The sequence below is a fragment of the Aureibacter tunicatorum genome, assembly GCF_036492635.1.
Taxonomy (GTDB): domain Bacteria; phylum Bacteroidota; class Bacteroidia; order Cytophagales; family Cyclobacteriaceae; genus Aureibacter; species Aureibacter tunicatorum.
In genome coordinates, this window is record NZ_AP025307.1 from 227,339 (window position 1) to 244,539 (window position 17,201).

At 36.1% G+C, this 17,201-nt stretch carries 12 protein-coding genes; 9 read left to right on the plus strand and 3 right to left on the minus strand.

The features are described from left to right. Positions 1–14: 14 nt before the first annotated feature. Positions 15–974 carry a helix-turn-helix domain-containing protein gene (locus tag AABK36_RS23475; protein ID WP_309942488.1) on the minus strand — a complete coding sequence of 320 codons (960 nt, stop codon included), beginning with the start codon at positions 972–974 and terminating at the stop codon, positions 15–17. A 253-nt stretch (positions 975–1,227) separates the two neighbouring features. Here AABK36_RS23475 and AABK36_RS23480 point away from each other — a divergent pair, with 253 nt between their 5' ends. From AABK36_RS23480 to AABK36_RS23500, 5 genes are all read left to right on the plus strand, one after another. Beyond that, positions 1,228–2,745, plus strand: coding sequence for an arylsulfatase (locus tag AABK36_RS23480; protein ID WP_338390361.1), 1,518 nt, complete (start codon positions 1,228–1,230; stop codon positions 2,743–2,745). A 168-nt stretch (positions 2,746–2,913) separates the two neighbouring features. Continuing rightward, positions 2,914–4,206, plus strand: a complete 1,293-nt coding sequence (locus AABK36_RS23485) for an anaerobic sulfatase maturase (protein ID WP_309942484.1) — start codon at positions 2,914–2,916, stop codon at positions 4,204–4,206. Positions 4,207–4,429: 223 nt separating this feature from the next. Next, positions 4,430–5,242: a hypothetical protein gene (locus AABK36_RS23490; RefSeq protein WP_309942481.1), complete on the plus strand. Its 813-nt coding sequence runs from the start codon at positions 4,430–4,432 to the stop codon at positions 5,240–5,242. 729 nt (positions 5,243–5,971) lie between these two features. Continuing rightward, complete coding sequence (locus AABK36_RS23495; RefSeq protein ID WP_309942478.1) at positions 5,972–6,727, plus strand: sensor histidine kinase; 756 nt, start codon at positions 5,972–5,974, stop codon at positions 6,725–6,727. Beyond that, a complete protein-coding gene (locus AABK36_RS23500; protein WP_309942475.1) occupies positions 6,717–7,415 on the plus strand; it encodes a response regulator transcription factor in 699 nt (232 codons plus the stop codon). Before AABK36_RS23495 ends, AABK36_RS23500 begins: the two co-directional genes overlap by 11 nt. Here AABK36_RS23500 and AABK36_RS23505 read toward each other — a convergent pair. Together AABK36_RS23505 and AABK36_RS23510 are read right to left on the minus strand one after the other, a co-directional pair. Beyond that, positions 7,412–10,030 (minus strand): hypothetical protein, encoded by a 2,619-nt coding sequence (locus tag AABK36_RS23505; RefSeq protein ID WP_309942473.1) that lies wholly within the window; start codon positions 10,028–10,030, stop codon positions 7,412–7,414. The genes AABK36_RS23500 and AABK36_RS23505 overlap by 4 nt on opposite strands. Before the next feature lie 23 nt (positions 10,031–10,053). Then, positions 10,054–10,665, minus strand: coding sequence for a hypothetical protein (locus AABK36_RS23510; RefSeq protein ID WP_309942471.1), 612 nt, complete (start codon positions 10,663–10,665; stop codon positions 10,054–10,056). Between the two features lie 77 nt (positions 10,666–10,742). Here AABK36_RS23510 and AABK36_RS23515 point away from each other — a divergent pair, with 77 nt between their 5' ends. The 4 genes from AABK36_RS23515 (at position 10,743) to AABK36_RS23530 (ending at position 17,066) form a co-directional block, all read left to right on the plus strand. Further along, positions 10,743–11,204 (plus strand): GNAT family N-acetyltransferase, encoded by a 462-nt coding sequence (locus tag AABK36_RS23515; RefSeq protein ID WP_309942470.1) that lies wholly within the window; start codon positions 10,743–10,745, stop codon positions 11,202–11,204. 97 nt (positions 11,205–11,301) lie between these two features. Beyond that, on the plus strand, positions 11,302–12,483 hold the full coding sequence (locus AABK36_RS23520) for an efflux RND transporter periplasmic adaptor subunit (protein WP_309942468.1): 1,182 nt from the start codon (positions 11,302–11,304) through the stop codon (positions 12,481–12,483). 4 nt (positions 12,484–12,487) lie between these two features. Beyond that, positions 12,488–15,664 carry an efflux RND transporter permease subunit gene (locus tag AABK36_RS23525; protein WP_309942467.1) on the plus strand — a complete coding sequence of 1,059 codons (3,177 nt, stop codon included), beginning with the start codon at positions 12,488–12,490 and terminating at the stop codon, positions 15,662–15,664. Then, a complete protein-coding gene (locus AABK36_RS23530; protein ID WP_309942465.1) occupies positions 15,651–17,066 on the plus strand; it encodes an efflux transporter outer membrane subunit in 1,416 nt (471 codons plus the stop codon). The genes AABK36_RS23525 and AABK36_RS23530 overlap by 14 nt, the downstream gene beginning before the upstream one ends. Positions 17,067–17,201 lie beyond the last annotated feature (135 nt).

The window sequence follows — 17,201 nt, forward strand, 5'->3', positions numbered from 1 at the left end:
ATTGTGGATATTATTCAATAGTTTTTTTTCAATAATTGCTTGGGCAACATATTGAAAGCTTTTTTAAAGGCAGAAGAAAAATGCCCTAAATGAGTGTATCCAACAAGGTAGCCAACTTCGCTTACAGCATACTCTCCCGAAAGGAGCAATCGCTTGGCCTCCATCATTCTGAAATGCTGATAGTATTGGTGAATGCTTTGTCCATATACCTCTTTGAAAAGCTCCCTTAGTCTGGTGCTGCTTAGACCTGACTCTCTGCAAAGTTCATCAATGGTTTTTGGTTCGGATAAGTTGTTGAGTAAAAGATCATGCGCAAGAATCACTGACTTAAGTGTTTTTTCTTTAATATTGCTGATAGCTCTGTTCTTGCGCAGATTAACTTTTTCCATAAAACTAGTAAGTAGAAGCCAGCTAAATGATTTTATATAATTTTTAGCAAACAACTTGGAGCTGTAGGTTTCTTTCATTTCCATCATGGTGTTCTTCATTTTTGGATCTAAATCTTCAAAAATGAAGTAAGGCTTGTTCGTTTTCAGCCTTTCCAACAGAGGATGGTCTTCATCAAGAAACTGATTCAAGGTTTCGGATTTAACTCTTAATGCAACTACATTGATGTTTTCTTCAGGAGGGAATGTTAAGATAGAATCTATATTCGTCAGATTGGCTCCAGACAAAGAATTGTCCATTTCATTTTTTTGCTCTTCAAGCCTACTTTCATCATTAGAGTTTCTAGTGACAGCTAATCCAAGGCTGAAAAGTATGGGTACAAATGCCGTTTTTGAATCGATTTTTCTAAATAGGTGAAGTTCTCTGTGAGGGTTTCCTTCAACAAGAATGACTTCCATTTCTGGAAATTGAAAGGTTTTGATAGTTAGAGACTCTGTGAATAAGCCATCTTCGTTGACGGTTCCGCCAAGAATTTTTTGCCATGACTTAAGTTGTTCTTCGAGACTGTCAAATTCATAAACTATCATAATAATAAATCTTTATTTCAAGGCTAAAAGTTCGGTATTTACTTTTAAAAGTAGCTTTCGTATTTCAAGTGTCGTTCGATCTTTGTTCCCAAGGTATTAAAAAAATATTATTCATTAAGGCGTTTTGGGATAATTTGATACTGTTTAGTGATAAAAAAAACACTTTTAACTTTCTTCCTTTGTTATGTTAACTATAGCGAAAGGAAAAATGAGAGCACAAGATTTATTAAAAAACATCAGTTTGGGTGCTGCGATGGTAGGTAGTGTATTGCCTCAAGATGCTGAAGCTCAAAAGAAAAATAAAAATAATGATAAGCCAAATATTTTAGTGATTTGGGGAGATGATATAGGTATTTCTAATATTAGCGCTTATTCAGATGGTTTGATGGGGTATCAAACGCCAAATATTGACAGAATTGCAAATGAAGGAGTCCGTTTCACGGATTATTATGGAGAGCAGTCTTCCACGGCTGGTCGTTCGGCTTTTATCACAGGACAATCTCCAGTGAGAACAGGACTTACAAAAGTAGGTTTGCCTGGAGCTCCAGTTGGTATTCAGGCTAAAGACGCCACGATTGCCGAAATGTTGAAGCCTCTTGGATATGCTACTGCTCAATTTGGAAAAAACCACTTGGGAGATAGAGATGAATATCTTCCAACGAATCATGGCTTTGACGTGTTTTTTGGAAATCTTTACCATTTGAATGCTGAAGAAGAGCCTGAACACCCGGATTATCCTAAAGATCCAGAGTTTGCTAAGAAATTCGGTCCGAGAGGTGTTATAAAAGCTACGGCTGATGGAGCAATACAAGATACGGGACCATTGACTAAGAAAAGAATGGAAACCTGTGATGAGGAGTTTTTGAATGAAGCAAAGAAATTCATTACAGACAAAGCGAAGTCGGGAGAACCATTTTTTACTTGGTTTAACACTACGGGCATGCACTTCCCTACATATCCTCGCCCAGAGGTGGAAGGCCAATCAGGACAAGGTTTTTACGCGGATGTAATGGTTGAGCATGATAAAATGGTAGGACAGCTATTGGATCTTTTAGAAAAATTGAATATTGATGATAATACCATTGTCATCTATTCCACTGACAATGGTCCTCACTTTAATATGTGGCCTGATGGAGCAATTACTCCTTTTAGATCAGAAAAAAACACAAACTGGGAAGGCGGATATCGAGTGCCTGCCATGGTGAGATGGCCAAGACATATTGCTCCCGGACAAGTTAGCAATGAGATAATGTCACATCAAGACTGGGCGCCTACTTTAGTTGCCGCGGCTGGAAATCCGAATTTGAAAACTCAAATGTTGAAAGGGGATTTTCATTCGAATGGAAAAACGTTCAAGAGCCACCTAGATGGTTACAACTTTATGCCATATCTGACTGGAAAAGAAAAAGAAGGACCAAGAACGAACTTCTTTTATTTCAATGATGATGGAAAACCTGTAGGGATGAGAACAGGAGATTGGAAGCTTGTATTTGCTGAACAAAGAGCTCATGGGTTTGATGTATGGGCAGAACCATTTACTTATTTAAGATTGCCTCATATTCTTAACTTAAGAAGAGATCCTTTTGAAAGAGCTCCTATTGATGCTGATAACTATCAAAAGTTTAGAATAGATCATGCATTTATGATTTACAAAGGCCAAGCTGAAATGGCTGAATTTCTAAAAACATTTGTAGATTATCCACCATCTCAAAGACCAGCTTCATTTAGCATTGACCAAATTGCTGAAAAATTCTTGGAAGTGGAAAATTAATATTTCAAGTTGTTAATAAAGGTGAATTAAACGCAACCTCATTGATTTTCGATGGGGTTGTTTTGTTTATGGACTCTTTGCGACATAATTGGATAGTAAACTGACAGAACCTGATAGTGAAAACACAGCAACCTTACGTTAATAAGCATGTAATTAAAAGCTAAAACCATGAATACCACAGTAAATTTCTTAACAGCTGAAAATATTATCAATGAAAGCAGAAAGCACTTTCATATGATGGTGAAGCCTATTGGGCCAGTTTGCAATTTAGCTTGCACTTATTGTTATTATTTAGAAAAAGAGAATATTTACGAAGATAAAAAAGCCATGCCATCCAAGTTTAAGATGACAGATGAAGTCTTGGAGGCTTATGTGAAGGCTTATATCGCTTCCCAGCCTACTGAAAACCCAAGAGTAGTATTTGCTTGGCAAGGTGGAGAGGCTACATTGCTAGGCCTTGAGTTTTTTGAAAGAGCAATTAAGGTTCAGAAAAAATATTCTGATGGTCGAAAAATGGAAAACACCTTGCAAACCAACGGAATGTTTATTGATGACGATTGGGCTAAATTTTTGGCCAAGGAAGATTTTCTAGTAGGTATTTCTATCGATGGGCCTAAAGATATTCATGATGCTTATCGTGTTAACAAAGGAGGAAAAGGAACGTGGGACAGGGTAATGCGATCGGTTCAGACTTTAAGAAAGCATAAGGTAAAATTCAACACATTGACAGTTGTAAGTGATTTGACAGCAAAGCATCCATTGCGTGTATATAATTTTTTAAAGCAAATCGGAAGCGAATGGATGCAGTTTTTGCCAATACAAGAAAGAAAAGCGACAGATCCGTCAGTGAAATTAAAGTTGGTAACCAATGAGTACGAGGGGGAAACGGTTGTAACCGAGGAAACGGTAAGACCGAGTAGTTGGGGGAATTTCTTAAACAAGATTTTCGATTATTGGGTAAGAAATGATGTTGGGAAAGTTTTTGTCAAGGATTTTGACACTGCGCTTGAAGCTTGGTGTGGGTATATGCCATCTTCGTGCGTTCATTCAAAACATTGCGGCGATGGGTTGGCGCTTGAGCATAATGGAGATGTGTATTCTTGCGACCACTATGTTTACCCAGAGCATAAACTTGGAAACATCATGAATAATGATCTTAAAAGCATGGCGAATTCTGCGATGCAGTCCAAATTCGGCAAAGACAAGTTTGATACCTTATCCGAGAAATGCAAAAGTTGCGATTATCTAACCGCATGTTATGGCGAATGCCCAAAAAACAGATTCGGAAGAACAGACAAAGGCGAAAAGCAAGCTTATTTGTGCGAAGGGTATTATAAATATTTCGATCATATAGCTCCATATATGCATGTCATGAGGTCTCTAATTGCAATGAAAAAGCCAGCCTCTGAGATAATGGAGCTTATCCGAAAACAAGAGAAAAAAGAAAAGAGCAAAAAGTAGTGTTTATTTGTGATTTTATAAAAGAGCGATGGGTATTTTAAAAATATTTTCTTCGCTTTTTTTGTTTATAATGCAATAAAACTATTCTCATAAATAACTTTTTAAAGTAAAAATTAAATTTAATTGCAAAAATTTAATTTAAATTATTTTTATAATTTTTTATATTTTCGTACCTTTGTATGGTCTTATAGAACATATTATTTAATTTTTTAACACACTACCTATGCTAAAATTATCTAAATACGATGCGTTGACTTGCATTGATAAGTGGGAAAAGCTTGTTGGCAATAACCGCTTGAACATACTTGATTTGATAAAAGCGAATCATATTTTTTTTATAAGCCGTGAAACTTATAATGAACTTGACATTAGTGATAGTGTATTGTTTTTTGCTGCTTATTTAGGGGTGAAATCGGAGGTAAGCAATGAGGATAAGTTAATTTTAATATACAAAGTATTAGACCCGGATACATTGTTGCCTATTGAGACAGACAACTATTGTTATTCTATTTTAGAGCCTAATAGAGGCAAAACGACTTTTTCTTTTAGAAAGATAGTAGAGGATAGTGTAGTTATGAATGAAGACTGTTCAATGGATAGGCATGTCTCAAATGAAGAATATATCAAAGGAACACTTTGCAATATTGATCTTTCACCAAAAGATGTTTATACTCAGATAAAAAAATGGAATTCCTTAAAAAACAATTGGGTTATTAAAACGGATTCTTCAAACATAATGACAAGGTTTATTATTCCAATGAAAGAATTGGATCGTGAGTTTGAAAATACTGATGTAAATAATGTAAAGCTATTTTTTGGATTAAAGATGGATGAGGTTTTTGACACTTATTTTCCAACGATGATTCTGAAGGCGGAAGAGTTTTCTGGTTTAAATAAGATTCAAAAATCAGTTTCTTTAGGTAATGATTCAGATAAGTCAAAAAGCAGACCTGTAGGGCCGCCACAAAGAAAAGGATATAAAAATGGACAGGCTGGGGATACGATTACGCCATGCCCTCCAGTTTGTACACCATAAGTATTATTAATAAATAATCAGCGAGAATTTATCTTTTCGTTGATTATTTATTAGATTCGTTGTTGTATATTTATTTATTTCTAATAAAATTAAAATTTGTGATCACGCAAGCTTTTGATTATTCATATTATATCAAAATTATATTGTTAGTTTCCGCCGTTTTGATTGGAGTTGTGTCATTTAATAGTTTGAAAAATCAGAGACCAATAATAGGCTATTTGATTGTAGCTTTATCGTTGGAATTAATATCAAAGTATATTTCACAATTAGGGATAAGTAATTGGTATCTGTTAAAGTATCAGTCAATATCAGAATTATTTTTTTTGAATTTATATTATTTTAAAGAGTTGTCAAAAACGGAAAAAAAGTATTTTTTTATATTGTTTGCCGTATATTATTCCATTGTTTTTATTTTAAGTATATTTTCTGATAGTTTGGGAATATTGGAAAGAGATTCAGTTCATATTTGGTTCGTTTTAGTTTCAATATATGTATTTGTTTCTTGGCTTTTGGAAAATGAAAAGGTTAATAAAGAAAGAGGAGATTTTATAATAATGAATATTGGAATATTTGTATACTTCGCAAGTTCTTATTTAGTTTTTAAGTCTCTTGACAATTATTACTTTTTTACAGAAGAAGAAAATTTGATTATTTGGTTAATTCCAGCTTTTTCAACAATGTTTTTATATTCATGTTGTATTCGAAGCTTTATTATAAGTAAAAGAGGCAATGAATAATTTTAACGATTTGATTTTTTCAATTTTGGTAGTAATATTTTTTGTTTTTGTTACAATAATTATATTTCTTCTAGCGATTAAAAGAATTAAAGCTGACCAAGCTAGAATTAAGCAACAGGAGCTTCAACACCAAAAAGAAATTCTAATTAATACAATAAGGGTCCAAGAAGAAGAAAAAAAGAAAATTGCCGCTGAACTGCATGATCATTTTGGAGTAAGTTTGAATACGGTTAGAATTCTAATTGAGGAATCTGGTGATTGTATTGAGCCTGTCTTGTTTGATAAAATCAGACATTTGATTCAAAGAAGCATTAACGATGTAAGAGATCTTTCTCATGAAATATCTCCTCCGATGCTAGAACATTTTGGCATAGAAGCGACATTGCAAGATGTTGCATCTAACCTGAAGAGTCAATTAAAAATAGAGGTGAAGGTAATCGGAAAAGCGATCCCATATTGGGAAAGTTTACAGCTTTTTAGAATATGTCAAGAATTCATTCAAAATACTCTAAAGCATTCTCAAGCTGAAACTTTAAATATTATTATTAGAAATTCTGATAATTTTCTGTCGATGTCGCTTAATGATGATGGTTGTGGATTTAGGCTAGGGAAAAAAATTAATAGTAATTTAGGTCATGGGCTGAAAAGCATGAAATCGCGAGCGGAATCAATTTATGGCCAATCAAAAATTGTTTCATCGGAGAGTAAGGGGACAAGATTTATATTGTTAAAAAAATATGATGACTGATATAGAGGAAATAAGAATCGGAATTATCGATGATGATGAATTGTTTTGTGAAACGATGTCCATGTTGATTTCGAAAAGTGAAAGATTCGTCGTTGAGTTTTATGTGACAAATTCTGAAGATTTAAAGGAGGAGTTGTTAGTAAAGAAGATTGATATATTAATATGTGATTTGAAACTCAAAGAAGAGAATGGAATTGATTTATGCAAATCAATCAAGCAAATTTATCAGGATTTAAAACTAATCGGTCTTTCTTCATATTATAAACCAGCTTTTACGGTTTCTATGATAAATCATGGGTTTAATGCTTTTTTGTCTAAGAACTTGGAAAAGAAGGGTATTTATCATGCATTGATTCAAGTATTTGAAAATGGATTTTATTTCAACAAAGAAGATTATCAGGCAATCAAGCTAGCGGTTGAAAACCAAACGATAAGTGTGTCTATGGACTGTGATATTAGAAATGATTTAACTGAAATAGATAAGCAGATTTTATTGTTGATAGGAGAACAGATGACTTGCGAACGAATTTCATATACACTAGGCCTTAGCTATGCGGTTTTTAAGAAACAGTTTGCGGGGCTGCTGAAAAAATTAAAAGCTAATTCAATGTTTGATCTTTTTTTAGCTGGCATGTGTTGCGGAATTGTGGACGAAAACAAAGCCTTGAAAGGTTGTGAATCTTACTAGCGATTATTTGGCGATAAAGTCATTACAGCCCATTCCGCGAATTTCTCGTCGCTTAATGTTCTTTCTCTTGTTTGAGGGAAAAACCAGCCTTGCTGATTGTAGGCTGAAAAGTGCGGAAATTTAGTTCTTTCAGGAAGTATAATTCCATTTCTTGAAGGATTTTCAAAGGTATCGGTGACTCTTTTTAATTCAAAATTCCTCCAGTTCGCCCATGGCATGCCATAAGAATAGAACTCAGACTCTTTTTCGAATTGCCAATCACCCTGCAAAGCATGCAAAGCTTGTTCAAGCGCTCTCCCAAATCTGATATAAGCTGGAAAAAGAATGAGCTTGCTGCATTCAGGATATTGATCTGCACTTCGTTCAAAAGTTTCAGATTTACTATCAAGTTCTATTAATTCCCATCCTTCCAGCTCTTCATCTTGAGTTCTTGCGTAAGGGTGCATCTCATAGCCCAATGCCATTCTAGATGCTTCTGATGTGAATTTCAGAATTGGAAGACGAATAGTAACATCGCTTCCTGTTCCTCTAGTCTCTTTTCTCGTCAAAGGATTTTTAGATGGTTTAGCTCGGTCGGGGTTATGAATTTCCACTGTAAAGTCATGTTGTGACTGGTCAGTAGGACTATCTATAAAGATGTGCCTTCCATTATGTTGTTGACTGACTTCGTTCAATAAATCCCTGCCTCTTCTAAATGTTGACAACTGTCCTAAATAGCCTTTAAGTCTTAACCTATATCTTTCAGGTAAGCGGGCGGATATTTGAAAGTGAGGACTATCTCCTAGAGTTTTCCAAGGATATGAATCTTGTCTTCTAGGATCTTCATCCTGGTCTAATTGAAATCCGATGGATTGAGCTTGATGAGCAGTTTCTAATACTATTTCTATTTCATTTTGAATGTGTTCTAATAATTGAAAAACTACGACAGTAAGTTGAGGCATATAGGGAAGTTTTCTTCCTGAATGTTTCATCGGTATGATCGAATGATGACTATGCCAGTCATATATTCCTCTTTGCATCTCAATCAAGCAATGAATTCTATTTTGAAAAATATTGCCTTCAGAGTGTTCTATTGATTCATATTGAATCAAATGTCTATTGAGAAAGTGAACGAGTTTAAGTTCATCTTCATCCAAATTATTAAATCGATCGATTTCCAAGGCGAATTTTCTGGAAGAAAGATTATTGAATAAGCAAGTTCTATCAGGGGGAAGAGTTGTTGAAAATCCTGAGTTTGTAGCTACGGTTTCTGAATGGTGTGCAGATGTTTCTTGAGAAGTTTGCTCTTCTCTTGGTATCGCTGCTACGACTACTGTCAAAGGGCTTGGAACCTGATATTCATCTTCATATGCTGTTTCATGGAAGGTTTGTCCTTGCGTTCTGCTGTACATTTTAATAAAAGGCATTTGGGTGAGTTGCGTATTCATTTTTTCAGCTTTGTAATATGGACTATTATGACCTGTTAGATTCTCGTCATCCTCCATTTGCATAAGAGTGGGTGAATAGGCTAGGACTTCTTGATCAGTCATGTTTTCGTGACCTTCCATTTGGTACATAGCCATATATTTTCTCATTTGGTGCCTTTCCATTTCCATTTTTCTTCTCATCAACACACAAACATAATCTTGAGAGTCCATGCTTTCAGCAACGACGCCGGCATGATAATTTCCTTGTTCGAACAGCCCAATGTCCTCATTATCGCTGCTTCTCATGAAAGTTACAACTGAATCGCCTAAATGAGGTTCAGCAAATTGGTTGATGCCAAATTGACGTTCCATTGCAGACAACCGTTTACGGTCATTATAATATGTTTTTTTATATTGACGATCAATGGCTTGGTGTTCAGATCTTTTGATATTCTGAGCCATGAAATCAAGCAGCACTCTTTTTTGTTTTGGGGCTTTATCGCGAAGTGTAAGATATTTAACAAATCCTCTTAAGCCATTTATGTCACCTTCTAAATTACCTCCTTCGGATACTATGCCAAATGGTTCATTGAGTTTAATCCCATATGGGCTTTGATTTTCATCTTTTTCAGCGCCAAACATATATCTGCTTGGGTCTGAGCTCGCGCCTCTAAACATGAAAATAGGAAAAACGGCGTCTTGATTCTCTTTTGGTTGACTACGGTATTTTGGGTCCGGAAGCACTTCAACTTCCCAAAGGAAGTTTTCATCAATCTGTAATGCGTTGCCTGTTTTATTTAAATAAATTACAGCTTTTTGGGCAACTAGCTTCTTTCCTGTTCTTTCAATTAAAGGATCAATAGCAAAGAATGATTTTGCTCTATCGCTGGTTTTTAACACGGCCAGACTCAAATCGTCAGAAACTATAAAGTTCATTTCATCGGGAGCAATTCTAACTCTTTCTTGATCAATATAATGAAGTTCTATGTTTTTTTCTCCTCCGTTAGCCAGTTCAACAGTTTCAGTAGTCTCATTTAGAAAGAGTCTTTGAGCAAATGTTTCTCTACCAAAAAAATGATATCGATGTTTAGGATCTTTTTTTGCTTCAAAATATGCTTGTACAGGTCCAGCAATCGAAAGAGAATTATTTCGATTGCTCGGTTTAGGGGAGCGTTTTTTTTCTTTTGAGTTGCAATGATATGTGATCATTTAATGAAGGAAGGCATGAAACTTTAATCCAGTAATTTGCCGAAGAATTTCGTAAGCTTGAAGCCGAATGTATAATTCCAGTATTCTTTTCTAATGTCAAAAGCCAATTCTGGAGCTACATAAAAATCATTTGCAATAAATAGGTTGTATTCAACGCCTACTTTCCAAACAAACAAATTGTTGTCGCGCTCAAATTCGTACCCTGCTCCTCCGAAAATTTCCAGCCCGCTGATTATATCATAATACACGACCAGTGATGATACGATGACGTTGTCTCGGGCCAAGATATCGCCACTATGGCTAATCGCATATTTTTCAAGCTCTATGTCATTGATTATACCTATTCCTAATCGATTATTGACTTTGTATTGGTAATTTACACCCCATGTCTGCACGTACCGAGGAGACTCGTTGACTGAGCTGACATTTAGACGATTGCTTTGAATTTGATCAATGTCATGCTCTGAAATAGATTCTGGTATGAATGTTAATCCATTTAGTATCGAAATAGAATGCCTTTTATATGAATGATGGTGATTTTTTTTAGAGCTTTCGTGATCGCGGTGATCTGTTTTATTTTGGGCAAAAACCGAAATCGATAGTATTGTAAAGATAATTAGTAATAATTTTGCCATAAAATTGTGTGTTTATACTCAATAATGAAGATATTACTTTTTTGTTTTTCAATCATATAACAAATATTAAGATTCGTATGTATAAAGATTTTGACTTTTCAGTTAAGAAGTTCGATCAACTGACTGTCAGAGAGCTTTATGAGATAATAAAGCTCAGAGTGGATGTTTTTGTAGTGGAACAAAATTGCCCTTATAATGAATTGGATGGCAAGGATTTTAAAGCATTGCATTTATTGATGAATGATAAAAATAATGTTCTGGCAGGGTATCTTAGAATATTGCCTGAAGGACTATCATATGAGACGCCTTCATTGGGAAGGATAGTTATAGCGCCTAATTTTAGAAAAAACAAATTAGGCAGAATACTTGTCCAAAAAGGAATTGATTTTGTTGTTGAAAGTTTTGGAAAGCAGAAAATCACAATTGGTGCGCAAGCTGCTTTAGAAAATTTCTATAATGAATTAGGGTTTGTGAAGATTTCCGAAGTATATCTTGAGGATGGAATTCCTCATATGGATATGAGGTTTTCTCACAATTGATATATTTTTCAAATATGCTTTAATATTTAGAAGAGAAATTTCATAATTATAAAAATTATATATAAATAGATATTATTTTGAAATAAATAAATATTTTATGTTGAGTCATTCATTCCGCAAAAATCATTTTTTTTGGATTTTTTTATTGACACTAGGATTGTTTTCCTGTAAAAAAAATGAGCAAAAAGCTTTGCCGCCTTCAAAAGTTGAAGTGGTGAAGATTAAGATTAAAGATGTGCCTATTTATAAAGAATTCGTTGGTCAAGTTTACGGCCAAGTGGATATTCCAATAAGAGCGCGTGTTGATGGATATTTGGAAGGACTTTACTTCGATGAAGGAAGAAAAGTTAAAAAAGGACAGTTGCTTTATTCTATAGACGCTCAGCCATTCGAGGCTGAAGTGGCGCAAATGGAAAGCCAACTTGCCGAGGCTAAAATTAGATTAATTAAGAGCAAAAACGATCTTGATAGATATATTCCATTGGCCGAGATCAATGCGGTAAGTCAAAGCGATCTTGATGCTGTTGAAGCCGAATATGGAGCTGCGCAGGAGGCAGTAAAAGCGGCTCAGGCTAGTTTAAGAATTGCTAAGATTAATTTGAGCTATACAAGAATTCATTCGCCAATTAATGGCTTGATTGGTAGAACAAAAGCTAAAGTTGGTGAATATGTAGGACGTGACCCGAATCCTGTTATTCTAAACCAAGTTTCAGAGATAGATACTATTCTTGTTCAGTTCTTTATTACTGAAAAAGATTATTTACTAATGGCTAGACGCTATATAGTTGAAGGAGAAACTCCTGCTTCCTTGTCTGAAGTTGAAGAAGATGAGGTGTCTCAGAGCACCGACTTAAGCTTGATACTTGCTGATGGATCGACTTTTGAGTATAAAGGCAAGTTTGATTTTTTGGATAGAGAAGTTGATCCTACTACTGGATCCATATTGGTCCAGGCTTCGTTTCCAAATCCAATCAATTTGATCAGGCCGGGACAATTTGCGAAAGTAAAAGCGAATGTAGAGGATATTGAGGGAGCTTATGTTATTCCTCAAAAGTGTGTTGTTAGTTTTCAAGGAAAGAACTTTGTCTATGTAGTTGGCAAGGATAATCAGGTCGAGCAAAAAAGCGTGACTTTAGGGCCTAATTACAAGGATTACTCTGTAGTGCTTACAGGACTTGAATCAACAGATATGGTTGTGGTTGAAGGGTTGCAAAAAGTTAGAATAGGAGCAACAGTCAACCCTGTAGAGGTAGAGTTCAAGTCAAATTACGTGGAATAAGGCTATGGAAAATAAGTTAAAAGAAAACTTTTTCGCCAAAAGGCCGATAATGGCCTTTGTGATTTCAATCATTACTGTAATCGTCGGTTTTGTATCTCTGTTTCGTCTTCCGATTGAGCAATATCCGGAATTGACGCCGCCGATTGTACAGGTGATTGCTTCTTATGTTGGAGCAAATGCTGTCAGTGTTGAAAATTCCGTTGCCGCTCCTTTGGAACAGGAGATCAATGGTGTGGATAATATGATTTATATGAAATCCACCAATGCGAATGACGGAACAATGAATATTCAGGTTTCTTTCGATATAGGAACAGATCCTGATTTGAATACTGTTTTTACTCAAAACAGAGTTTCGGCGGCCACTCCAAAGCTTCCGGAAGAAGTTAAAAGGTATGGTGTGACAACTAGAAAGTCGCTTCCGAATATTTTGATGTTGGCAACTTTGACATCTGACAAAGCTGAATATGATCAAAATTTTTTGGGCAACTATGCTTTGATCAATATCAGGGATGTACTTTCAAGGATACCGGGTATTGGTAGAGTGGATGTGCTAGGAGCGAGTGAGTATTCGATGAGAATATGGGTAAAACCGGATTTGCTTGCTAAGTTGGGAATTACTATTCCTGAAATGATAAATTCCATTCAGGAGCAAAACGCAATTGTGCCCGGAGGTAAATTTGGCGCTGAGCCAGCACCTAAGGGAACAGAATTTACTTATACTGTTCGATTGCCAGATCGATTAGCTACTGAGAAGGAGTTTGGGAATATTGTAATCAGAACTAATTCCGATGGTAGTTTGGTGAAAATAAAAGATGTTGCCAGAGTTGAGTTGGGTGTTGAAACGTATAACGCCTTTACAAGACTTGATAAGAATACTGCATCGATTATCGCAATTTACCAGTCTCCGGGTTCTAATGCCGTTGAGCTGGCTGAAGAAGTTCAAACAACCTTAAATGAGCTTTCTGAGAGTTTTCCTGAAGGAGTAACGCATACCATATCTTTGGATACAACTAAGCCAATTACTGCGGGTATTAAGGAAATTGTGATAACACTGATTGTTGCCTTGATTTTGGTTATTTTAGTGGTATTTGTTTTCATTCAAGACTGGAGAGCGACTTTAATTCCTACTTTGGCTATTCCTGTTTCGCTTATAGGTGCATTCATATTGTTTCCTTTGTTGGGCTTTACGGTCAATGTGCTCTCATTATTAGGTTTAGTGCTTGCTATCGGTATTGTGGTTGATGATGCTATTGTGGTGGTGGAAGCGGTCCAAGTGTATGTGGATGAAGGCATGGATCGTAAACAAGCGGTGAGCAAGGCGATGTCAGAAGTAACAGCTCCTGTAATTGCGACGACTTTGGTGCTTGTAGCGGTATTTATACCTGTTGCCGCAATGGGAGGAATTACAGGTAGACTTTATCAGCAATTTGCGATTACTGTAGCCGTTTCTGTATGTTTTTCTTCAGTGAACGCTCTTACACTAAGTCCAGCGCTTTGTTCGATATTATTGAAAAAAACAGAGCCAATGGGTGGACCTTTGGGAGCATTTTTCAAATGGTTTAATAAGATTTTTGATAGATCAACAAACTCTTATATGTCTTTCACAAAAGTTGTTGCCAGAAAGATCAAAAGAGGAGTTGTGTTTATCTTAATTGTTGTCGTTGGAGCGGGGATATTTGGCAAATTCGTGCCAAGTGGATTCATTCCAGAAGAGGATATGGGATATTTCTTTATTAATGTTCAATTGCCGGATGCGGCATCTCTTCAAAGAACCGACAAAGTAACGAAGGATATAGAGCAAATGCTTGAAGGCGTTGGCGAAATAGAATATATTACTACTGCCGCAGGGTATAGCTTGTTGTCTGGAAGTTTATCTTCGAATTCCGGTTTCTTGTTTGTTAGTTTGAAGGAGTGGGACAAAAGAGATTTGACTGCGAAAGAAGTCGTACAGAAGGTCAATGGCATTTTATATCAAAATGTTATCGCGGCTCAAGCCTTTGCTTTTGGTCCTCCAGCAATTCCAGGTTTAGGAACAGGTTCTGGGTTTTCAATAGTGATTCAGGATAGAGGAGGAAATACTCCGGCATACTTAGCTGAAAATACAAATAAGTTCTTGCAAGCTGCTAACTCTAGGCCTGAGATTGCATCCGCTTTTACGACATTCCAAGCTAATGTGCCTCAGAAATATATTGACTTGAATACAGATAAGATTCTTAAAACGGGAGTCACCTTAACAGATGTTTATACTACTTTCGGTTCCTTTTTAGGTGGCGCCTATGTGAATGACTTCAATAGATTTGGTAGGCTTTATAAAGCTTATATTCAAGCGGAGCCTGAATACAGGCAGAATTCCAAAGGTTTGGAGTTGTTTTTCGTCAAAGGAAGGGAAGGAAACAGTGTTCCTCTATCTACGCTTGTTGATGTGAAAGATGTTGTAGGTCCTGAATATACAAACAGGTTTAACTTATTACGTTCTGTGGAAGTGAATGGTGCCGCATCGCCTGGTTTTACCTCAGATGAAGCTCTTACTGCTCTTGAAGAAGTAGCGGCTGAAGTTCTTCCATCCGATATGCAATATTCTTGGACGGGTATGTCTTATCAAGAAAAGAAAGCTTCGGGAGCTGGAATGATCATATTTGTTTTCTCCTTGATTTTCGTGTTTTTGATTCTTGCGGCTCAATATGAGAGTTGGTCATTGCCATTAAGTATTCTATTAGGAACACCTTTTGCGATTTTCGGAGCAATGATGATGTTGTTTGTTGCTAGATTATTCAGTCCTTCATTTGAAAATAACATTTTTGCCCAAATTTCATTGGTAATGTTGATAGCCATGGCTGCGAAGAATGCCATTCTTATTGTTGAGTTTGCCAAGATTAGGTTTGATGAGGGAATGAACTTGTATGATGCAGCGATCAATGCGGCAAAATCAAGATTTAGGCCGATATTAATGACTGCATTCTCTTTTATTTTGGGAGTATTGCCTTTGGTTATCGCAACTGGAGCTGGAGCCGAGGCTAGAAAAGTCATGGGAATGGCCTTGCTTGGGGGAATGACAGTAGCGACTATATTGGGAGTCTTTATGTATCCAATGCTTTTTGTATTGATAGGAAAGCTTTTCAAATATGAGCAAAAACGAGACAAATCGAACGCAAAAAATGGATTAGGAAATGAGAGCGTATAAAATTCATATAGCAATATTTCTGGCCTTTGTATTATCGCTTGGCAGTTGTAAAATTGGCAAGAATTATAAAGGAATAGAAGTGGAGATGCCGGAAGACTATCTGCAAACCCACAATAGTCTTGAAGAAGATTATAATCTCAAATGGTGGGATTTGATTGATGACCCTGTTTTGGACTCTTTGATTAGAGTTGGTCTTGAAAATAACAAGGATTTGGAGATAGCGGCTCAAAGAGTTATTCAAGCTAGAGCCGAGCTAGCTGTGCAAAAAGTTGAGCTCCTTCCAAAATTAAACTATCAAGGCCAGGCTCAGCGAGGTAATGTGATACAAGGCGGTGTTCCAACAAATGGTGGACCTGGAAATATATTCGTAGGAGCAGGTAGTTTGTCATGGGAAATTGACTTTTGGGGCAAGTTTCGCAGATTAAGCGAAGCTGCTCAAGCTCAGTTGTTGGCTTCGGAATTTGGCATGAGGGCTGTTCAAGTAGGATTAATTAGCCAAATAGCAACTACTTATTTCCAGTTGTTGGATTTTAGATCTCGATTGAATATTTCACGTATGACTTTGTCGTCAAGAGATAGTTCGGTTGCTTTGGTGGAAGCAAGGTTCATTGCTGGTATTGTGCCTGAAATTGACTTGAACCAAGCGCAGATTCAGAGAGCTATTGCGGCTGCATCTATTCCATTGTATGAAAGATCAGCTGTTCAAACAGAGAATACATTAAGCAACCTGATAGGAGATAATCCTCAAAAAATCAGATCAGGAAAAAGTCTTGAAAATCAAAAAATGTATGTTGATATTCCGACAGGATTGCCTTCAACATTGTTGAATAGAAGGCCTGATATTCTTCAAGCTGAGCAGATAGTTATTTCTCAAAATGCCAGTGTTGGTGTTGCTCAAGCAATGAGATTCCCATCTTTCAATCTTACAGGTTTGTTAGGATTGGCCAGTAATGATCTATCGACAATTACAGATGGATGGCCGGCATGGAATATTCAAGGTGGTTTGACAGGTCCTTTATTTAATTGGGGACAAAACTTGAGAAGAGTTGAAATCGCCAAAAGCCAACATAAAGAATCAATTATCGCTTATGAAAACACTGTTATAACAGCGCTATCTGAAGTAGAGAATGCATTGATTGGAATTAAGACGCTAAAAGATGAAGTAGAGGTAAGAATCGCCCATGTTGAGGCGGCAAATAACGCTTTGTTTCTTTCAAAAGAAAGATATGACAAAGGGGTAACGAGTTATTTGGAATATTTGGAAGCTCAGAGGCAATCATTTGACGCTCAACTAGGTTTAGCACAAGCTAGACAAGAACTATTAAGCTCATACGCTTTGATATATAAAGCCTTAGGTGGCGGTTGGTTGGATGAAGATGAAGAGACTGTTACTCAGCCTTAATTTTATCAAATAAATAATTATTAATTTTTAGTTGTTAAAAGTTGTTCTAGTAAGAGCAACTTTTTTTTATGAAATTTTTAATTGGTATATACTTAATTGCCGCATAAGTTCGTTATAAGTTTCAAGATGTGATAA